Below are 19,535 nucleotides of genomic sequence, written 5' to 3' on the forward strand. Positions count from 1 at the left end.
TGTAAGTCAACGCCTTTTGAATAAATTAGTAGAGCCTTAAGCCTACCCGGGTAATGTCGCCGCCTTCCATTTCACTGACGACCCAGTGAATGCCGTGCCAGTCCACGTCGTCCCCCACCACTGGGTGGCCGCCTACCCGCAGAGAGACGAACTCGGCCAGGGTCATCTCCTGCTCGCCGGGGCTCAGTGTCAAGCCATAGGCTTGGGCGATATCCTGCATTTGGGCGTTGCCGTCCAAAGTAAAGGTGCCAAAGAAGGCGCGCTCTTGCTTGAGCTTGGCATCGCCATTGAACAGGCGATTCAGGGCCACCAGGTCTTCACTGCGACCAATCACGCAGACCACATCCCCCAGTTTCAGTCGGGTGCTGCCTTTGGGGTGGAGCATGACATGGTTGCGGAACAACGCCGAGATCAAGGCGCCGGAGGGAAACCGCAGCAGCCGGATAGGCACATCGTCCAAGTCCTGGTTTTCTACCGTGTAGACGAACATTTCAAAATCGTTTTCCGGCAGGATGCCCAGTGGACCGCGACGGTTGGGCATGGTACCCGCGGGTACTTCTACTTTCAGCCAGCGGGCCATGAGGGTGAGAGAGCCGCCTTGAATCAGCAGCGACATCAGCACCACCGCAAAGGCGACATTAAAGTAGAGCGACGCGTTTTCGACTCCGCCAATCACTGGAAAAATGGCGAGCACGATCGGAACGGCTCCGCGCAGGCCGACCCAGGCAATGAAGAGGGTTTCGCGCCAACGGAATTTGAAAAAGGGTTTAATGCTAATCAAGACGGCCAGCGGGCGAGCAACGAAGATCAACGCCAACGCAACGAAGCCAGCGGGCAGGGCCACGTCCCAAAGCTCGCTGGGCGTCACCAGCAATCCCAGCACCAAGAACAAGCCAATTTGGCTCAACCAGGCCAAACCATCGTGTACGGGCAGGATGAAATTGAGGTGGCGGCCTGGCTGATTACCAATCATCAGGCCCGCTAGATAAATCGCTAAAAAGCCGCTGCCTCCCAGCACGCTGGTCAACCCGAACACGCTAAAGCCAAGTGCCAGCGCCAGCATGGCATAAAGACCAGGTGCCAAGTCCAGCCAGCGGAGCAGTTTAGCGCTAAGCCATCCGCCCCCAATGCCGACGGCCAACCCAATACCAAACTGAGAAACGAAGAACAGCAACGTTTCGCTGACAGCGCCGATGTCACCGACCAGCAGCTCTACCAGCATCAGTGTTAGAAAGATCGCCATCGGGTCGTTGGTACCCGATTCGATTTCCAGCGTCGCCCCTACCCGTTCGTTAAGGTTCACTCCCCGTCCGCTTAACATGGAGAAGACCGCCGCAGCATCGGTAGACCCGACGATGGCACCTACCAGCAGCCCTTGCACCAAGGAGAGATCAAATACCCACATGGCAATGACGCCGACGATGGCGCTGGTAATGAAGACACCGAACGTCGCCAGAGAGAGCGCAGGACGAAACCCGACTCGGAATGTTTTGAGACGCGTGCGCAACCCACCATCGAGCAGAATCATGGCGAGCGCTAGATGGCCGATCGTAAAGGCCATGGAATAGTCATCGAACTCGACGCCTAGCAGGCCTTCCTCTCCGGCCAACATCCCGAGGCCCAAGAAAATCAGCAGTATCGGTACGCCCACCATGGAAGAGAGACGACTCGCGAGGATGCTGAGCGCCATTAGGGAACCACCCACTAGGAAGAACGTATAAATTGCGTCCATGTCTCTCCATCTCTACATTAATGCCGTTCTATTATTGCATATCGTTGCTGAATTTACTGAGCGTGTTCGCTAGGTTTATGCAAGGGACTAGCCAGATGCTTTGCCTGACAGCTAAACTCCGCCGTCCTACCATCGGGAGTTGAGGTTATGTTGAACGCTTTTTGGCGTGAACGTTCATTTCTAGCACTGTCACTGTTCTTTTTTTTATTATTTTCATTTTCAGCAACTTACGCAAACGAAGAGCGTGATTCAGGAAACCTCGACGCCCCTCTTTCTTTAGAAAGCGATGTAGCGCTTCCTGAAGGGCTGTGGCCCGCAGGCGATAACAGCGCAGCTGAAGTACCTGAAGAAGCGCCCAGTATGGCGGTGATTCCCCCGCCCCCTCTCGATCCGCCGCCACTGAAACAGCTAACGCTGATGCTAGATTGGTACTTAAGCCCCCAGCATGCCGCCCTCATCGTGGCGAAAGAGCGGGCCCTGTTTGCTGCCCAAGGGCTTGAAATCGAGCTATTAACCCCAGCCGACCCATCCATTGCGATTAAGCTGCTGGCGGCCGGAGAAGTTGATTTAGCGCTCACCCGCCAGCCGCTGCTACATTTACATGCCCACGATGGCGCGCCAATTACACGCATCGCCACGCTGATAGAAACACCGTTAAATGCAGTGATCGTGTCAGGTGAAGCGCCAGCACCCGCAGCGGTTGCCGACGCCCTAGCCGATTTACACTACGGTTATTCCACCCGCGAGGGGCGTGATGTGTTAGTGGAACAACTTCTGCCCCGTTCAGTGCGCCAAGTCGATGACTTCGTTGCGCCTGAAAGCGTCCATTTTGATGCCGCCGATGCACTACGTTCGAGCAGAGTAGACGCCGTGGCGGATGGTTTTTTTCATACGCTACCCCAGCAGCTCGCCTCCGATGGCATCGTCACTCATACCGTGCGCTACAGCGACATCGATATCCCGCGCCACGATGGGCTGATTCTATTAGCCAATAGCGACTCCGTTGCTCGTCAGGCCACCACCTGGTCGCGGGTGCTAATCGCTCTGGAAGAGGCCAGCAACTGGATGATTGAGCACCCTGAAGAAGCCTGGACGCTGCTGGTCACAACACACCCCGTACTGGATAACCCCATCAATCAAGAGGCGTGGGATGACCTGCTCCGCCGCGTTGCGTTAAGCCCTGCGGCACTAGACGAGCGGCGCTATGCGGCGTTTGAAAGCTACTTGCAGAGTGCGGGCGTCACAGAAAATTCAATTCCCGTCACGCGGCTGGCGGTGAACCCCCACTTACTGATGGAGCGCTAACCCGCACGCCGTAATTACGATTGCGCCGCTATAAAGGCGTCGATCGCTTGCTGAAACGCATCAGGCTGGTCGGCATGCAGCCAGTGGCCAGCGTTTTTGAGGGTGACCAGCCGCGCCCGAGGCAGCACTTCACGCAGCGCTGGCAGCATATCGTCGCTCACGTAGTGGGAATTGGCACCGCGCAGTACCAGCGTCGCGCCTTCAAACGGGGAATCACCATCGGGCTCACCGATAATGGCCTCGTAGCCGCGTTGGATTTCATCCAGGCCAACCCGCACGCCCATAATGCCCTGCTCATCGCGCACGAGGTTGGTGGCCAAAAACAGCCGCGTAGGGCGCGAATCGACGTGCTCTGCTAGCAGGGCGTCTGCTTCGCGGCGATTGGTTGGCTTGCCTTTTCGTACTTGCTCCAGGGCAGCAAACACATCGTCATGGCCGTGCTGATAGGCCACCGGGGCAATATCGGCCACCATTAGCGAGAGGCAACGCTGCGGCGCTTGGCGCGCCAGCGTAATGGCTACCTTGCCGCCCATGGAGTGGCCTAAAATATGCGCTTGCTCAATACCCAGCTTATCTAACGCTGCCAGCACATCCTGGCTCATGGCGCTATAGCTCATGCCTTCTGCGTGTGGGGAGCGTCCGTGATTACGCAGGTCCACCGCCACTACCCGGCGCTTGCGCTGCCATACTTTCAAATGCGAGCGCCAATTATCGGCACTGCCGAGCAAGCCATGAATCACGACCAGCGGCTGGCTATCCGTGTCGGCGTCAGCAGGCAGGTCAATCGCGTAAAGATCCACGGGGACATTGTCGGTCATGCTATTTCCTTATCGGTTAAGCGGTTCGCGGCGCAGCATCGTCCTGCCCTGTCCATACCACCAAACGACGCGTTAGCCATGCGAGCAGCAGGCCATAGAGGGGCAGGAAGAACAGCAGGCTAATGCCCAGCTTAATGGCGTAGTCAACGGCAGCAATTTCTACCCAGTGCTGAGCCATAAAGGGGTCAGGACTGTTATAGAAGGCGGTGGCAAAGAAGGCAAACGTATCGGCAAGATTGCCCAGAATGGTCGAGCACACAGGTGCGACCCACCACGCCCACTGGCGCAGGCGGTCAAACACCTGCACATCGAGCAGTTGCCCCAATACGTAAGCAAGGAAGCTGGCAACTGCAATGCGGGCAACAAACAGGTTCCACTCGCCGAGTGCCTCAATGCCGGCAAAGCTGCCGCGTGGGAAGATCACTGACACCACGTAAGACACCAACAGCGCCGGAAACATCACGCGTAGGATAATCGTGCGGGCTGGCCCTTTACCAAATAGGCGCACCGTTAAGTCGGTGGCTAGAAAGATAAACGGAAAGCTGAACGCGCCCCAGGTGGTATGAAACCCAAACAGCGTAAACGGTAGCTGCACCAGATAGTTACTGGCAGCAATGATGGCGATATGGAAGGCGACCATTACCATGAGACAACGGCGATGCTGAGCGTCGGTTAAAGCAAACATACAGATTGGCCTTTTTTTGGTTGATAGAGGGGTTAGGGAACCCTCGAAAAAGCGCGTTGAGCGCCACTGGGGCGCGCATTATACGCGTTCCTCACGGCAAACGCACAAAGCCGCTCATGGGGTTGGGCGGCTTTGTGCGTGGTTTGAGCGTGGCAGAGAAGATGCTTATTAGCTATCGGTGGAGGTTGCTTGATCGGCAGCACCCACGTTGCGTTCACGCATCGCTGCATGCACATCTTCCAAACTGGTGGGGTCATCAATGGTAGAGGGAATGCCGAAGGATTTTCCATCGGCGATATTGCGCAGCAGTTTGCGCAGTATCTTGCCCGAGCGGGTTTTGGGCAACCGGTTCACTACCAGCACCTGCTTAAAACAGGCGATGGGGCCGATATGTTGACGCATGCGCTCAATCAGTTCTGCTTCCAGGGTTGCTTCGTCGCCGTTAAAGCCATCTTTGGGAATCACTAGCCCCACCGGTAGCTGCCCTTTTAGTTCATCATGAATGCCGATTACCGCACATTCCGCCACTGCCGGATGCGCGCCTACTACTTCTTCCATCTCACCGGTAGAAAGGCGATGACCCGCTACGTTAATCACATCATCGGTGCGCCCCATGATGAACAGGTAGCCCTCCTCATCAAAGTAGCCGCCGTCGCCGGTTAGGTAATAGCCAGGGTAAGCGGCCATGTAGGCACTGTGAAAGCGCTGCGGATCACGCCATACACCCACCAAACACCCCGGCGGCATCGGCTGCTTGATGACGACGCTGCCCTGTTGCATGGCGGGCGCCTGTTCGCCGTCGCGGTCAAGAATCTGCACGTTGAAGCCGGGCACCGGGTAAGTGGCAGAGCCCGCCTTAGTGGCCGCTGCTTCAATGCCCGGCAAGTTGGCGGCAATCGGCCAGCCGGTTTCAGTTTGCCACCAGTGGTCGATGACCGGCACATCGAGCAGGTCATCCAACCAATGAAAAGTCGGTGGATCTAAGCGCTCACCAGCAACATATAAGTGCTGCAGGCTGCTGATATCGTACTTTTCCAACTGCTTGGCGTCAGGGTCCTCTTTTTTCATCGCCCGGAACGCTGTGGGAGCTGTAAAGAAGCTCTTCACTTTGTACTCTTCAATCAAGCGCCAAAATGCACCCGCGTCTGGTGTTTTCACGGGCTTACCTTCGTATACCACGGTGGTACAGCCACGCAGTAGCGGTGCGTAAACAATATACGAGTGCCCCACGACCCAACCCACATCCGAGGCGGTAAACATCACATCGCCTGGATTAAGGTCGTAAATCACTTCCATCGAATAGGCCAAGGCGACCGCATAGCCGCCAGTGTCTCGCACCACTCCTTTGGGCTTACCGGTAGTGCCGGAGGTATAGAGCACATACAGCGGGTCGGTGGCTTTCACGGGTACGCAATCCACAAAGGGAGCATCTGCCACGAGTTCTTGCCAGTCCACATCGCCAGGTTGTAACTCTGCACGATGCGCTTCGCGCTGAAATACCACGCAAGCATCTGGCTTGAAGCTGCTCAGCGAGATAGCTTTTTCGACAATGGGCTTATAGGGCAGCACTTTATCAACTTCGACTCCACAGGAAGCAGCAATCACTACTTTCGGTTCGGCATCTTCAATGCGAGCTGCCAGCTCGTGGGGCGCAAAGCCGCCAAACACTACCGAGTGCACCGCGCCTAAACGGGCGCAGGCGTACATGGCAATCAATGCCTCAGGCACCATGGGCATATAAATAATGACACGGTCGCCTTTGGTTACCCCCAGCTTGGCAAGACCGCCAGCAAACCGCGCCACCCGGTCGCGTAGCTCAAGGTAGTTAATGGTTTGCTTGGATTGAGTAACCGGTGAGTCCCAATAAATGGCGGGTTGATCACCGCGCCCTTGCTCAACGTGGTAGTCAATGGCGGCATAGCAAATATTCAGTTCGCCATCGCCAAACCAGCGAGCGTGCTGCTGGTCGTCATAGGTAAGGATGGTGCTAGGCGGCGTGTACCAAGGCAGCTTTTTGGCCTGCTCGGCCCAGAAAGTCTCAGGATGCTCAATAGAGTGCTGGTAGGTGCGCTGATAGAGGCTCATGGTGACCTTGTGATTATTGTGTCGGTTGATAAGCATCTTCGAAGCAAAGATGAATTGTTGACACTTTATAAAGTAACCATCAATTTCACCCTCATACTATGGGATAAAACGCGACCAAAGCCGTAGCCAAACGCAGACATTGTCGACAAAAAAGCCTTCACTACCATTGATAGAGCGTTAAACCCATATTTGGACAAAAACCGCTAAATTACTGATCATTAAACAACCCAATCCTCGCGACGCGACGATGGCCACATAATCTATAACAACGCTGTCACTACAGTGTAGGCAAGGAGATCCTCATGTCTGCTTCTACTAGCGCCGCTGAACGTCTTCTGGAACATAACTGTCATGCTATTGAAGCAGGCACTAACCTGCTCAAAGCGTTGGCGAATGAAAAACGCCTGCAGATCCTGTGTTTGTTGGCAGAAAAAGAGCTGTCGGTAACGCAAATTAATCAGCAGCTTTCATTGAGCCAGTCGGCGCTTTCTCAGCACTTGGCGATTTTGCGTCGCGACCAGTTGGTCAATACGCGGCGGGAGTCTCAAACCATCTATTATTCACTCAGCAGCGAAAGCGCCAAGGCAATTATTAACACCCTGGCGCAACACTATGCTGCCTAGTATTGGGCACTCAGTCTTGGCTACTTAGCACTCGCTGTTCAAGCGAATCTAACGACGTTGCCAGCCCGCCGCGTCGATCACGCCCAGAGCCTTCACCATGGCATGCTCCACGCCCGCCGATATCGCTAGCCCGACTTTGCGGCTAATGGTTTTCGGCGGCTCTAGCTTCACACGATACACCTGGGCTTGGGCGATACGCTCTACTAAATAGGCCTCGCTGGTTCCCACGCTATCCACCAGCTTCTGCTCTAACGCTTCACTGCCGTACCAAATCTCTCCGGTGGCAAGTTTTTCAATATCCATGTCGGGCCGGTGCTTAGCCACGTAAGTTTTAAATAGGTGGTGGGTGTTTTCTAGGTCATCGATAAATTTCTCACGCCCTTCTTGGGTGTTTTCCCCAAGTACGGTCAACGTGCGCTTATATTTACCGGCAGTAAGTAGCTCAACATCGATATCGTTGCGTTTGAGAAGGCGATGAATATTGGGCACCTGGGCGACCACGCCAATAGAGCCAATCACCGCAAACGGGGCGGCTTTAATGTGGCTGGCGGTACAGGCCATCATGTATCCACCGCTGGCGGCCACTTTGTCGATGCATACCGTGGTGGTGAGCCCCGCCTCTCGCAGCCGGTCCAATTGAGCAGCGGCTAAGCCATAGGCGTGTACCAGACCACCTGCTGATTCCAAACGCACAATGACTTCATTATCAGTGCTGGCCACCTCAATCACCGCCGATACCTCTTGGGCGAATTGCTCGGCTTGCGAGGCTTTAATATCGCCATGGAAATCCAGCACCCATACTTTTTGTTGGGCGTTTTGGGCCTCGCTCTTGTCTTTCTTGGCCGCCTTTTGCCGAGCTTTCTCTTCGTGGCGAAACGCTTTAACCAGTTTTTTACGCGCCCCCTGGGCAGTTGTGGTGACACGTAACCGCCGGTTACGCGCTCGGCGCTGATCATTCAGAGATTCAACATGCAGTTTTAGGCCATGTTCGTTGCTCTCTTTACCACGCGGCACCAGTAAAACCAGCAGGCCAGCCGCCAACATTACCAGGGTTGTTTGCAGTAAGAATGTGCCCATTTCTGCGAGCCATTCAGCCATTGTCACTCTCCTATTACGGTGTTTAAACGTTTAAAACAATTACCTTTTTTTACTATCTGGCACGCATACTCTACATACGTTGCACACGAGGCTTGATTAAAACAAATGTTTGAAATAGTCTCGTCTTAGGCATTACCTGATGTTTCCCATTAACGCTTAGGAACTTACCTATGTCATCCACTACGATTGAAAAGTTGCAGTCCCGCTTTAACCCAGAGGCTGCAAAAGGTATGAACGAGGTTTTCCAGTTTCATTTTTCTGACGCCGGTAGCCACTATCTGGATATTCAGGACGGCACACTCGGGGTACACGAAGGCGAACACGATGATCCGTCGGTCAGCCTAAGCATGAGCACCGACACGCTAAAAGGGATTATGAACGGTGACATTAACGGCATGACAGCCTTTATGACTGGCAAGCTGAAAGCCACCGGCAACGTAATGCTGGCGACTAAGCTCACCAGCTTGTTCCCCAGCCAGTAAGCCTGCCCTGCTAGCGCCATCGCGCCAGGTGGGTTTCAATTAAGTCTCGCGAAATAGAGTAAGGCGGCGGCAGCGACGGTAACTGCCGCGGCGAAAACCACGCGGCGTCGCTAATTTCCACGCCATCAATTCTGATGCGCCGCGTGGTGGCTTCGGCAAAAAAGCCAAACATCAGCGAATGCGGAAAAGGCCACGCCTGACTATGGTGGTAACGCAGTTGGTCCACATGCACGCCCACCTCTTCAAATATCTCTCGATGCACGGCCTCTTCCGCCGACTCCCCAGGCTCAACAAACCCTGCCAAAGTAGAGTAACGCCCAGGTGGAAAACGCAGGCTACGGGCTAGCAGCATCGCTTCTCCACTGGTCACCAAAGTAATGATACAGGGCGAAATACGCGGATAGTTACGATGACCGCAGGCATAGCAGTGCATCGCGAACTCTGCTTCAAGCTTGGTCGCCTTTTCGCCGCAGCGGCCGCAGAAGCGATGGTTCTCAAGCCAGGCGCCTACCTGCAAGGCCGTTGAGAGCAGGCTGAACCATGACGCGGGTAGCTCACTTAGCCACTGACGTCCATCAATCCAGTCATCGCCCGGCTTATTCTCTACCAGTAGCGCCACGGGTTCATCGTGCCAATAGCATAGTGGCTGCATCTGCTCGCTCCAGGGCTGCAACGGCTGTAACGGCGTTAATTCCCCCGTGAGCGGCGCTGGCGCAATATGGCTACGGGAGACACGGATGACCCGCCCCTCTTTGGCATGATGAGGAATTTCACGTTTAAGCATCGGCAGAGGCACCGTCTAGCGGCTCTTGAAACCAGCGCAACTGGTGCGCTTCGCATTTGGCTTGATGAGCGGCGTGCTCTTCAGCAGTTGGCCTCACCACCCGAAGTTGGCCTGGGGTTAGCGAGAGGCGCTGTATTGAAAGCCCTTCGCTCGCCTGATTTTGCTGTTTTTTGTCACCCCCACTTTCTGCATCTAACGTTAGCGCCGTTTGGCCGCCGGTCATTGCTAGGTAAACATCAGCAAGAATCTCGGCATCCAACAGTGCACCGTGAAGTACCCGGTGACCATTATCGATGTCGTAGCGCTTACACAGCGCATCCAGGCTATTACGCTGGCCTGGGTGCATCTCCCGTGCCATGACTAGCGTATCCAGAATACGGCAGTGATCTCGCACCGGGCCTAACGCGGGTGCCTGGCGGCGCTTATTGAGCATGCCTAGCTCATGGTCAATAAAGCCGACATCAAAAGGCGCGTTATGGATAACCAGCTCGGCCCCTTCAATAAACGCCCAGAACTCATCTGCGATCTCGGCAAAGACCGGTTCATTAGCCACTTTGGCATCGTCAATGCCGTGTACCGCGACCACTTCCGCGTCGATGTGGCGCTCTGGGTTGATGTACTGGTGGTAGGTGCGCCCGGTAAAGCGTCGATTAATCATCTCGACGGCACCGATCTCTACCAGTCGGTGGCCATCTTTGGGGTCAATGCCGGTGGTTTCCGTATCTAGGATGACTTGGCGCATGCCGCTCTCCTCTGGTGTTCATCGATGGCTTCATTAGCCAACTCATCTGCACGCTCATTACCAGGATGACCACTGTGCCCTTTTACCCAGTGCCACTCTACTTGATGCCGCTGGGTTTCTTCGTGGAGGGTCTTCCAGAGCTCAGCATTTTTCACGGGCTGCTTGGACGCCGTTTTCCAACCGCGCTTAATCCAATTATGGATCCACTGGGTAATGCCCTGGCGCACGTATTGTGAGTCGGTCCATAGCGCCACTTCGCAAGGCTTATTGAGGGTTCGCAGTGCCATGATGGCAGCCATTAGCTCCATACGATTATTGGTCGTATCTGCTTCATAGCCTTTTAAGGTTTTCTGATGAGGGCCGCTTTCCAGCACCACCCCCCAGCCACCCGGGCCTGGATTACCTCGGCAGGCCCCATCGGTATATACCGTCACACGGGGCAGCCCCTCGGCGGCTTGCTTACTCACGTTCACTATCCTTTTTTAGACGACGTTGACCTGCCGGATACCGCATAGGCGCACCCGTGCGTGTGGCCCCTAACGATGAGGGCGACACAGGCGCGCGTAACCCAAATTTCACACGCTGAACCGGTGCATGGCGCTGGCGACGCTGCGCTTGAATCATATAACTTTCGCCCAGAGGAAGATTATGCCGACGCCCTAACGCCTCCCAGCGCTCTCCGCAGGCGGTGCTCATCGGGCCACGAAAGCAGCAATAGTCTACGCGCTCCACCTCAAAATCGACAAACGCCAGCCAATCCTTGAGCCGGCTCGCAGAGCGCCAATGGCCGCTCCAAGGGAAGTCTGCCTGCTGCTTGCGCCAGCGCTGGGTCAGCCCGTTCAAGCCTAGCGGGTTAAAGCCAAACAGTACCAACACGCCATTATCCGCCGTAACGCGCGCGGCCTCTTGCAGCGTGTAGTGCGCATCGGAAAGATGTTCTAACCAGTGATGAATGACAACGGTATCGAGGCAACAGTCGGGGAGCGCCAAACGATCCGGTGGGCATACCAACGTCGAGTCGCTGTCTGCCAACGCAAGGCTGGGTGCCCAGCGAATCGGGTGAGCGATTGCTGACATTGTCATTAATGCCGGCCCCATACCCATCTCTAGGCTATGCCTGCCCTTACGGCCCTCAACCACCGGGCCAAGGCAGGCCCGCTGGGTTTCCCATAGCGCGCGTCCTGCCTCTGTTTGCCAGTACGCCTGCGCGTTGGTCATGCGCTGGGCGAGGCTGGTGGCCTTTGGCGAATTTGACATAAACAGCGCTTCCCTCCACAGTAACGTCTTTTTAACGTCGTTATGCGCCTAGCTTCCGCGCGCACAGCCCGTCATTTTGAACCTTAAAGGATCTCGCCCATGCTGAGCGTGACACCGATTCCTGCCCTAAGCGATAACTATATTTGGCTATTAAGACAGGATACCAGTCAAAGTGTTTGCGTGGTGGACCCCGGTGAAGCCGCGCCTGTCATCGAGTTCCTCGAGCGTGAATCGCTCACTCTGGATACCATTCTGATTACTCATCATCATCAGGACCACACTGGCGGACTAGATGCGCTAGCCAAGCGCTATTCACCCCGTGTGATTGGTCCTGACAACCCCAGCATCAAAGGAATTGATGAGCGAGTGGGCGAAGGGGACCAAGTACGCATTATGGGGCGCCTGTTTGAAGTTATGGCCACTCCTGGCCATACGCTTGATCACATTAGCTACTTTACGCCGGGTATTCCTGGCCTGCTTTTCTGCGGCGACACGCTATTTTGCGCCGGTTGCGGACGCTTGTTTGAAGGCACCCCAGAGCAGATGTTTACTTCATTGAACCGCTTTGCGGAACTACCTGAAGATACCCTGGTCTTTGCAGCACATGAATACACGCAGGCGAACCTGACGTTTGCACGTGCTGCCGACCCTGATAATGATGCTGTTACGCATGCACTGCAGGAGTGTGAGAAGGCACGGATGTTAGACCGGCCTACTTTACCCAGCACGATAGGACGCGAGCTGAAAATCAACCCCTACCTGCGCGTGGGCACCGATAGCGTGCGCCAAGCGGCAGACTCTCAGGGGGCAAACGATGATGACCTCGCCACGTTCACCACTCTACGGGAGTGGAAGAACCGTTTTTAAGAACGCTATCGAATAGAAACGAACCAAACTATGACCTATCGAACGATTCGCCAGCGCTTACTGTTAAGCGCTGGCAGTACCGTAATAATGGGCCTTTTTCTGGCCGCAGCGGCAAACTCTCAAGCCTCTGCCACTGACACAAACCGCACCTATACCACTGTTAATGACGCATCGATGGACGATGGCAACCAGAAAAATGCCAATCGTTTTCAGCCTACTGCGTTGCATCACCACTTCTGGGAAGCCCTTGTGCTTGAACCCCAGGATGCCTGGAGCTCACTACGCTCAAGCTTCCAATGGCAGGAAAAAAACTTGCCTGCCGATGCTCAGGCTAGAGTCGATGAGTGGATTGAGTACTACCGCTCCAGCCCGCATAACATCGCGGCTATTACCGAGCGCGCCACCCCTTGGCTTGCCTGGATTGCGCAGCAGGTCAGCGACCGCGGTCTGCCCGGCGAAATTGCCCTGATTCCTTTCGTTGAAAGCTCGTTCGACCCCAGTGCGCGCAGTCACTTAGGTGCTGCTGGCCTGTGGCAGTTTATGCCAGGCACCGGCGATGCCTTAGGGCTGGTGCGTAACGGCAACTATGATGGCCGTTTGGATGTAGTGACTTCGACAGAAGCCGCTCTGGATTATCTAGAGATGCAGGCAGACCAGTGGTACGAAGGGGACCTGATGCTATCACTGGCAGCCTACAATGCTGGTGCCGGTACCGTGAACCGGGCTCAGCGCCAAGCACAGAGCCAAGGGTTGGATGGCAAATACTGGGATCTTTCCCTCCCCCACGAAACCATGCAATACGTGCCTAAGCTCAAGGCAATTGCGACGATTATTAATGATCCCGAGAAGTACGGTGTCAGCCTGCCGGATATCCATCCAGACCCCGCGTTTGCGAAAGTTCAATTGGAACAGCCGGTGAGCTTAGCCCAAGCCTCCCAGCTATTAGATGTCAGCCAATCCGCGCTGGCCGAGCTAAATCCTGGCCTGCTGAATGGCAGCCTCGACCCACGCAGTGCACAGACGCTTCTAGTGCCTGAAGAAGTTGATACTCAGGTATTAGCTCAGCTTTCGCAATCAGACGATACTGCGCTGGCCTCAGCCAGCACGCCTGCCGTGCACCGCGTTGAAAGAGGCGACAATCTTTCCGCCATTGCCGCGCAGTATAATCTTGATCAGCAAGACTTAATCAGGTGGAATGCTATAGATCGCCCGGAAGCACTGCAGCCAGGACAGCTGCTGTCGCTCTCTGGTCGTTAATACTCTTTGGCTACTAACGCATCAGATCAGTAGTTTAGAATTAAGGCTTTGCAAGGTGTTCACCTAGGTTTTGTTACTACAGGAAGTTGCCAATGCCACGTGGTGTGATGTTCACTAAAACGCTTTTGCTAATAAGCGGCTTGCTGCTGAGTTTGTCGCTATCTGCTTCAGATGAGACCGTTGACACCACCACTACTGCTGTTGAAACGGTGCATGGGCTATCGCTTTACGATAGCCCGGAATTGCCGGAAGATTTCGCCTACTTTCCCCACGTTAATCCGCAAGCTCCTAAAGGCGGCTCCATTACACACACCGCCGTAGGCGGTAGCTTCGATTCCACCAATCCTTTTATTATTCGCGGAACGCCCGCCACCGGCATTTCTCAAATTTATGACACGCTGATGGCCAGCAACCCCAATGAGCCGTTTAGCCTTTATGGCTTACTAGCGAAAGGCGTGCGCCTAGATCCTGAGCGCCGCTGGATTGAGTTCGACCTACGTGAGGAAGCTCGCTTTCAGGATGGCGAGCCGGTCACTGCCTACGACGTAGTATTCTCCTTTGACTTGCTACGTGAAGAGGGTAACCCCTTCTATGCCAGCTATTATGCGGGCGTTGAGCGAGTCATCGCTATAAACGAACATCAGGTACGCTTCGAGTTCAACGATACCGAGTCTCGGGAGCTGCCGCTGATTGTGGCCCAGCTCCCCATTCTTCCCCGCCACTATTGGGAACCCCGCGACTTTAGCGCCCCAACCCTGGAAGCACACCCAGGTTCCGGCCCCTACCGGATAAGCGAAGTGGACCCAGGGCGACGCATTGTGTACCAGCGCAACGAGAACTACTGGGGCAAAGATCTACCGGTCAACGTCGGCCGTTACAACATCGACCGCGTGGTATACGAATACTATCGAGACCGGGATATCGCCTGGGAGGCGTTTAAAGCCGGGTTAACAGATTTCCGTATTGATGCCCGCGCAGCCACCTGGGCCATTGGCTACAACTTTCCCGCCTACCAAGATGGCCTGATTAAGCGCATCACCGTTCCTGATGTAAACCCGTCGATGATGCAGGCGTTTGTCTTCAACCTCCGCGAAGAGAAATTTCAAGACCCACGGGTGCGTGAAGCCTTGAGCCTGACGTTCGACTTCCCCTGGTTAAACACCAATATTTTCTATAACACCTACGCTCGCACGGAGAGCTTCTTCCAAAACTCGGAAATGGAAGCCATCGGCGAACCCTCCGAGGCTGAACTGGCGTTGCTCGAACCGTTTCGTGATGAGCTGCTGGCATCTCATCAGTCAGAGCGACTTTTCACTGATCCACTCCCCATTGAGCATCCGGTGGAGCTTCGTGAACGCTTAAGGCTAGCGCTTGAGCTTCTGCGTGAAGCGGGTTACCGCGTCGATGATGGCGTACTGGTTAATGCCGAAGGCCGCCCACTCTCGCTGGAGGTATTGCTTTACGACTCAGGCTTAGAGCGCGTTGTGCAGCCCATGCTGCGGAACATGGCGCGCTTGGGTATCCAGACTTCCCTACGCATTGTCGATATCAACCAGTACCTTAACCGCGTACGGGATTATGACTACGACATAGTGATCAGCCACTTCCCGCAATCCAATAACCCCGGTAACGAACAGCGGGACTACTGGACCAGCGCCGCCGCCGAAGCGCCGCAAAGCCGCAACCGCATGGCACTGGCCCACCCCGCCGTTGATGCCCTGGTGGAAGAGATCATTCGGGCAGAAGACCGCGAGTCACTGGATACCGCTACCCGCGCCCTTGATAGGGTGCTGCGCTGGGGCTTTTATGTGATCCCCCACTACCACTCCGGCGAGACACGCATTGCAGTATGGGATAAGTTTGGTTACCCAGAACCATTTCCCGCCTACGCCATGGATTTAGATGCCTGGTGGGTAGATAGCGAACGTGAAGCAGCGCTGCAGCGACGTAATCGTCGCCGCTAGCGTTTGTCGTTGCGGCTGACCTTCGTTTATCACAATCGCTCACAACAATAGCCTGTTTACATCATTTCGTGGAGTGCACTGTGGCACGTTATACCCTACGCCGACTGCTACTAATGATCCCGACTCTGTTCGGGATCATGCTGCTTAACTTCATGATTGTGCAAGCCGCCCCCGGTGGGCCGATTGACCAAATGCTGGCGCGTTTTGAAGGCGCTAACGCCATGGCCAGCACACGGCTAGATATGGGCGGTGCCGATGTACAGGTCAACGATGACTCCCGCGGCGCGCGCGGTATCGACCCGCGCTTTATCGAACAGTTGGAGCAGCAGTTTGGCTTTGATAAGCCTGCCCATGAACGCTTCATCGGCATGATGGCGGACTATCTCACCTTGGATTTCGGCACCAGCTTTTTTAGAGACAGGCCGGTGATTGACCTGATGATCGAGCGGCTGCCGGTGTCGATCTCCCTCGGTTTATGGACCACCCTGCTGGTCTATGTGATTTCCATTCCGTTAGGCATTCGTAAAGCCCTGCACCACGGTTCACGCTTCGACGTATGGACATCGGGGCTGGTCATTGTCGGGTATGCGATTCCTGGTTTTCTGTTCGCCATTCTACTAATAGTACTGTTTGCTGGCGGCACCTACCTGGACTGGTTCCCGCTACGCGGGCTGACCTCGCCGGATTTTGACGAGCTATCCGCTTGGGGCAAAGTGAAAGACTACTTCTGGCACATCACCCTGCCGGTTATCTCGGCGGCCATTGGCAGCTTCGCCACCCTCACCATGCTAACCAAAAATAGCTTTCTGGATGAAATCCATAAGCAGTATGTACTCACTGCCCGAGCCAAAGGCGCCGATGAGCAGCGCGTGCTGTATGGGCACGTCTTTCGCAATGCCATGCTAATTATTATCGCGGGCCTGCCCTCGGCAATGATCGGTATTTTCTTTACCGGCGCGCTGCTGATCGAGGTGATTTTCTCCCTGGATGGGCTGGGCCTGCTGGGCTTTGAAGCGGTCATGCAGCGTGACTATCCGGTAATCTTCGGTACGCTGTTTCTCTATACCGTCATCGGGCTGCTGCTCAAACTGATCTCGGACTTAACCTATGTGTGGGTTGATCCGCGTATCGATTTCGCGTCGAGGGAGTCTTAATATGCACGTTCTTACCTCACGCCTCTCGCCTATTACCTTGCGCCGACTGGCAGCGTTTAAAGCTAACCGCCGTGCACGTATCTCGCTGTGGCTCTTTGGCATCCTGTTTATCATTAGCCTGTTTGCCGAGCTGGTCGCCAACGACAAACCTATTGTGATGCAGTATGACGGCCAGTGGTACGTGCCGCTGCTGGTGGATTATCCAGAAACCGAGTTCGGAGGTTTCCTCCCTACCCGTGCCGATTACCTGGACCCGTTTATCCAGCAGCAGATCAGCGACCACGGCTGGGCGCTCTGGCCGATCATTCCGTTCTCCTATCAAACCCTGGATATGCAGATGACGCAACCCTCGCCTGCGCCGCCAGATAGCCGCCACTGGCTGGGCACCGACGACCAGGGCCGCGACGTACTGGCGCGGGTGATTTATGGGTTCAGGCTATCCGTAGCATTTGCGCTAGTGCTCACCGCTGGGTCATTGGTGATTGGCGTTTTTGCTGGCGGGGTACAGGGCTACTTCGGCGGCAAGGTGGATCTCATTGGCCAGCGAGTTACTGAAATTTGGTCGGGGCTGCCGGTACTGTTTTTATTGATTATTTTGGCCAGTTTTGTACAGCCTGGCTTCTGGTGGCTGCTGGGTATCATGCTGCTTTTCTCCTGGCTGGGGCTTGTGGATATTGTTCGTGCCGAGTTTTTGCGGGCCCGCAACCTGGAGTACGTTCGCGCCGCCAAAGCCATGGGGCTTCCTTCACGGCTGATTATGTGGCGACACGTACTGCCTAATGCCATGGTCGCCACGCTGACGTTTATTCCCTTTCTGTTCACTGGTGCCATCGGCACGTTAACCGCACTGGACTTCCTCGGCTTTGGGTTGCCACCGGGCGCTCCATCGCTGGGTGAGCTAGCCGCCCAGGGCAAAAATAACCTGCACGCCCCTTGGTTAGGGATCACCGCCTTTATGACCCTGGCGATCATGCTTTCCCTGCTGGTATTTATTGGCGAAGGCCTACGCGACGCCTTCGACCCACGCCATGTTAAACAGCGTCCTATCTCTGTCCAGGAAAATTCTGCTCAGGAAACGCCCCATGTCTGAACCCACTACCAAACCGTTACTGCGTCTTAAAGAGTTAACGGTATCTTTTGATGGCAATGTGGTCGTGGACGCTCTTTCGCTAACGGTTAACGCTGGCGAAACACTGGCCATTGTCGGGGAGTCCGGCTCGGGTAAGTCGGTTTCCGCACTAGGGGCCATCGACCTACTGCCAAGCAATGCGGAAGTGCGCGGTCAGCGCTGGCTGGAAGAGACCGACCTGACGCGGCTAAACAAGCGCGACTGGAACGGCATTCGTGGCAATCGTGTTGGGTTCATTTTTCAGGAGCCGATGACCTCGCTTAACCCGCTGCACCGCATTGGCAAACAGATTAGCGAAACGCTGCGGCTACACCAAGGCTTGAGCGGCCAAGCAGCCCGCCGCCGGGCAAAAACACTGCTTGAACAAGTCAAACTACCCCGTCCTGAAGAGCTACTGGATGCCTGGCCCCACCAACTCTCCGGCGGGCAGCGCCAGCGGGTGATGATTGCCATGGCCATTGCCAACAACCCAGCCCTACTGATTGCCGATGAGCCCACCACCGCACTTGATGTCACCGTGCAGCAGGAGATTCTCGCGCTGCTTAAAGAGCTGCGCGACCAGCACGGCATGGGCGTACTGCTGATTAGCCATGACTTAAACCTGGTACGCCGCCACGCCGACCGCGTCTGCGTGATGTATCAGGGCAAGGTGCAGGAAACCGGCAGCGTTACCGAGGTGTTTAGCAACCCACAAAGCGATTACACCAAAGCACTGATTGCCGCCGAACCCGAAGGCCGCCCTGCAGAACCCGCAAACACAACGCCTCTGCTGACAACACAGCAACTGCGGGTAAGCTTTAAGCGGCCTAAAACGGGGCTGTTTCAGCGCCAGCCTCCCGCCTTTGAGGCGTTAAAGGCCACCAACCTGACTATTGCCCCCGGTGAAACCCTGGGCATTGTTGGAGAGTCGGGGTCCGGTAAAACGACACTCGCCTCGGCGATTATGCGTTTGGTCGCCAGCCAGGGCGAGGTGCAGCTTGGCGATACACCGCTCAGCCAGCTCTCGGGTGACGCGCTGCGCCGCCAGCGCCATCGTCTGCAGATGGTGTTTCAGGACCCCTACGGTGCCCTTTCACCGCGGATGCCGGTATTCGATATTGTCAGTGAAGGCTTGCGCTTTCACTATCCAAAGCTTACCGATGCGGAAGTGGCCGAACGGGTACACCGCACCTTGTGGGAAGTCGGCTTACCGGAAAGCTGTGCGGCCCGCTACCCTCACGAGTTTTCCGGCGGACAGCGCCAACGCATTGCCGTAGCCCGAGCGATTATTTTAGAGCCGGAACTGCTGGTGCTAGATGAGCCCACGTCCGCCCTTGACCGCACCGTGCAAAAGCAGCTGGTTGTGCTGCTGCGCGAACTGCAAGCCCGCCGCCAGCTTAGCTATCTGTTTATCAGCCACGACCTTGCCGTGGTACGGGCGATGGCCCATCGGGTCATGGTGCTAAAAGATGGCGAAGTGGTCGAACAAGGCAACTGCTTGGACGTACTTGCTGCCCCTCAACACGCCTATACCAAAGCACTCATCGAAGCTGCGCACTTGCACTAAGTGCCTG

The 19,535-nt window shown here is 55.5% G+C and carries 18 protein-coding genes; 9 read left to right on the top strand and 9 right to left on the bottom strand.

All coding sequences use genetic code 11. The features are described from left to right. Positions 1-25 precede the first annotated feature (25 nt). Positions 26-1,732 carry a potassium/proton antiporter gene (locus AC13CN_RS13760; RefSeq protein WP_054641126.1) on the bottom strand — a complete coding sequence of 569 codons (1,707 nt, stop codon included), beginning with the start codon at positions 1,730-1,732 and terminating at the stop codon, positions 26-28. Positions 1,733-1,879: 147 nt separating this feature from the next. Between AC13CN_RS13760 and AC13CN_RS13765 the strand changes: the two genes are divergently transcribed. Next, entirely contained in the window at positions 1,880-3,037 is a 1,158-nt protein-coding gene (locus tag AC13CN_RS13765; protein ID WP_062361169.1) for an ABC transporter substrate-binding protein, read from the top strand. A gap of 14 nt (positions 3,038-3,051) precedes the next feature. On the opposite strand, the gene AC13CN_RS13770 is transcribed toward AC13CN_RS13765, so the two are convergent. From AC13CN_RS13770 to AC13CN_RS13780, 3 genes are all read right to left on the bottom strand, one after another. Next, a complete protein-coding gene (locus tag AC13CN_RS13770) occupies positions 3,052-3,855 on the bottom strand; it encodes an alpha/beta fold hydrolase (protein WP_054641125.1) in 804 nt (267 codons plus the stop codon). A gap of 16 nt (positions 3,856-3,871) precedes the next feature. Continuing rightward, complete coding sequence (locus AC13CN_RS13775; RefSeq protein ID WP_044629142.1) at positions 3,872-4,540, bottom strand: 7-cyano-7-deazaguanine/7-aminomethyl-7-deazaguanine transporter; 669 nt, start codon at positions 4,538-4,540, stop codon at positions 3,872-3,874. 168 nt (positions 4,541-4,708) lie between these two features. Beyond that, on the bottom strand, positions 4,709-6,661 hold the full coding sequence (locus AC13CN_RS13780) for a propionyl-CoA synthetase (RefSeq protein ID WP_084354645.1): 1,953 nt from the start codon (positions 6,659-6,661) through the stop codon (positions 4,709-4,711). A gap of 266 nt (positions 6,662-6,927) precedes the next feature. On the opposite strand from AC13CN_RS13780, the gene AC13CN_RS13785 reads away from it, so the two are divergent. Continuing rightward, on the top strand, positions 6,928-7,248 hold the full coding sequence (locus AC13CN_RS13785) for an ArsR/SmtB family transcription factor (protein ID WP_044629143.1): 321 nt from the start codon (positions 6,928-6,930) through the stop codon (positions 7,246-7,248). Positions 7,249-7,296: 48 nt separating this feature from the next. Here the strand turns inward: AC13CN_RS13785 and sohB are convergent, their stop codons facing one another. Beyond that, positions 7,297-8,346, bottom strand: a complete 1,050-nt coding sequence (gene sohB / locus AC13CN_RS13790) for a protease SohB (protein WP_074210568.1) — start codon at positions 8,344-8,346, stop codon at positions 7,297-7,299. Positions 8,347-8,516: 170 nt separating this feature from the next. Here sohB and AC13CN_RS13795 point away from each other — a divergent pair, with 170 nt between their 5' ends. Continuing rightward, positions 8,517-8,828, top strand: a complete 312-nt coding sequence (locus AC13CN_RS13795; RefSeq protein WP_074210567.1) for an SCP2 sterol-binding domain-containing protein — start codon at positions 8,517-8,519, stop codon at positions 8,826-8,828. A gap of 10 nt (positions 8,829-8,838) precedes the next feature. Here AC13CN_RS13795 and nudC read toward each other — a convergent pair whose 3' ends face one another. From nudC to AC13CN_RS13815, 4 genes are read right to left on the bottom strand one after another with little or no spacing between them, the layout of a single operon-like run. Continuing rightward, positions 8,839-9,612, bottom strand: a complete 774-nt coding sequence (gene nudC, locus AC13CN_RS13800) for an NAD(+) diphosphatase (protein ID WP_074210566.1) — start codon at positions 9,610-9,612, stop codon at positions 8,839-8,841. Continuing rightward, positions 9,605-10,354, bottom strand: coding sequence for a DNA polymerase III subunit epsilon (gene dnaQ, locus AC13CN_RS13805; protein WP_172514477.1), 750 nt, complete (start codon positions 10,352-10,354; stop codon positions 9,605-9,607). Before dnaQ ends, nudC begins: the two co-directional genes overlap by 8 nt. After that, positions 10,336-10,821, bottom strand: coding sequence for a ribonuclease HI (gene rnhA, locus AC13CN_RS13810; RefSeq protein ID WP_058577914.1), 486 nt, complete (start codon positions 10,819-10,821; stop codon positions 10,336-10,338). The genes dnaQ and rnhA overlap by 19 nt, the downstream gene beginning before the upstream one ends. Further along, positions 10,814-11,611: a class I SAM-dependent methyltransferase gene (locus tag AC13CN_RS13815; protein ID WP_172514478.1), complete on the bottom strand. Its 798-nt coding sequence runs from the start codon at positions 11,609-11,611 to the stop codon at positions 10,814-10,816. The genes rnhA and AC13CN_RS13815 overlap by 8 nt, the downstream gene beginning before the upstream one ends. A gap of 99 nt (positions 11,612-11,710) precedes the next feature. On the opposite strand from AC13CN_RS13815, the gene gloB reads away from it, so the two are divergent. The 6 genes from gloB to AC13CN_RS13845 all read left to right on the top strand — a co-directional run bounded on the left by gloB (position 11,711) and on the right by AC13CN_RS13845 (position 19,528). Beyond that, a complete protein-coding gene (gene gloB, locus AC13CN_RS13820) occupies positions 11,711-12,478 on the top strand; it encodes a hydroxyacylglutathione hydrolase (protein WP_172514479.1) in 768 nt (255 codons plus the stop codon). Positions 12,479-12,508: 30 nt separating this feature from the next. Then, entirely contained in the window at positions 12,509-13,735 is a 1,227-nt protein-coding gene (locus tag AC13CN_RS13825; protein ID WP_172514480.1) for a transglycosylase SLT domain-containing protein, read from the top strand. Positions 13,736-13,827: 92 nt separating this feature from the next. After that, a complete protein-coding gene (locus tag AC13CN_RS13830) occupies positions 13,828-15,699 on the top strand; it encodes an extracellular solute-binding protein (RefSeq protein ID WP_172514481.1) in 1,872 nt (623 codons plus the stop codon). 80 nt (positions 15,700-15,779) lie between these two features. Then, a complete protein-coding gene (locus AC13CN_RS13835; RefSeq protein WP_172514482.1) occupies positions 15,780-16,853 on the top strand; it encodes a microcin C ABC transporter permease YejB in 1,074 nt (357 codons plus the stop codon). Between the two features lies 1 nt (position 16,854). Continuing rightward, positions 16,855-17,943 carry an ABC transporter permease gene (locus tag AC13CN_RS13840; RefSeq protein WP_044629154.1) on the top strand — a complete coding sequence of 363 codons (1,089 nt, stop codon included), beginning with the start codon at positions 16,855-16,857 and terminating at the stop codon, positions 17,941-17,943. After that, positions 17,936-19,528, top strand: a complete 1,593-nt coding sequence (locus tag AC13CN_RS13845; protein ID WP_228168457.1) for an ABC transporter ATP-binding protein — start codon at positions 17,936-17,938, stop codon at positions 19,526-19,528. Before AC13CN_RS13840 ends, AC13CN_RS13845 begins: the two co-directional genes overlap by 8 nt. Positions 19,529-19,535 lie beyond the last annotated feature (7 nt).

This window comes from Vreelandella sp. L-25 (assembly GCF_056857535.1).

Excerpts from the sequence above, each read along its gene's own strand:
- AC13CN_RS13760 (WP_054641126.1), bottom strand. The coding sequence starts at position 1,732 with ATGGACGCAATTTATACGTTCTTCCTAGTGGGTGGTTCCCTAATGGCG.
- AC13CN_RS13765 (WP_062361169.1), top strand. The coding sequence starts at position 1,880 with ATGTTGAACGCTTTTTGGCGTGAACGTTCATTTCTAGCACTGTCACTG.
- AC13CN_RS13770 (WP_054641125.1), bottom strand. The coding sequence starts at position 3,855 with ATGACCGACAATGTCCCCGTGGATCTTTACGCGATTGACCTGCCTGCT.
- AC13CN_RS13775 (WP_044629142.1), bottom strand. The coding sequence starts at position 4,540 with ATGTTTGCTTTAACCGACGCTCAGCATCGCCGTTGTCTCATGGTAATG.
- AC13CN_RS13780 (WP_084354645.1), bottom strand. The coding sequence starts at position 6,661 with ATGCTTATCAACCGACACAATAATCACAAGGTCACCATGAGCCTCTAT.
- AC13CN_RS13785 (WP_044629143.1), top strand. The coding sequence starts at position 6,928 with ATGTCTGCTTCTACTAGCGCCGCTGAACGTCTTCTGGAACATAACTGT.
- sohB (WP_074210568.1), bottom strand. The coding sequence starts at position 8,346 with ATGGCTGAATGGCTCGCAGAAATGGGCACATTCTTACTGCAAACAACC.
- AC13CN_RS13795 (WP_074210567.1), top strand. The coding sequence starts at position 8,517 with ATGTCATCCACTACGATTGAAAAGTTGCAGTCCCGCTTTAACCCAGAG.
- nudC (WP_074210566.1), bottom strand. The coding sequence starts at position 9,612 with ATGCTTAAACGTGAAATTCCTCATCATGCCAAAGAGGGGCGGGTCATC.
- dnaQ (WP_172514477.1), bottom strand. The coding sequence starts at position 10,354 with ATGCGCCAAGTCATCCTAGATACGGAAACCACCGGCATTGACCCCAAA.
- AC13CN_RS13815 (WP_172514478.1), bottom strand. The coding sequence starts at position 11,611 with ATGTCAAATTCGCCAAAGGCCACCAGCCTCGCCCAGCGCATGACCAAC.
- gloB (WP_172514479.1), top strand. The coding sequence starts at position 11,711 with ATGCTGAGCGTGACACCGATTCCTGCCCTAAGCGATAACTATATTTGG.
- AC13CN_RS13825 (WP_172514480.1), top strand. The coding sequence starts at position 12,509 with ATGACCTATCGAACGATTCGCCAGCGCTTACTGTTAAGCGCTGGCAGT.
- AC13CN_RS13830 (WP_172514481.1), top strand. The coding sequence starts at position 13,828 with ATGCCACGTGGTGTGATGTTCACTAAAACGCTTTTGCTAATAAGCGGC.
- AC13CN_RS13840 (WP_044629154.1), top strand. The coding sequence starts at position 16,855 with ATGCACGTTCTTACCTCACGCCTCTCGCCTATTACCTTGCGCCGACTG.
- AC13CN_RS13845 (WP_228168457.1), top strand. The coding sequence starts at position 17,936 with ATGTCTGAACCCACTACCAAACCGTTACTGCGTCTTAAAGAGTTAACG.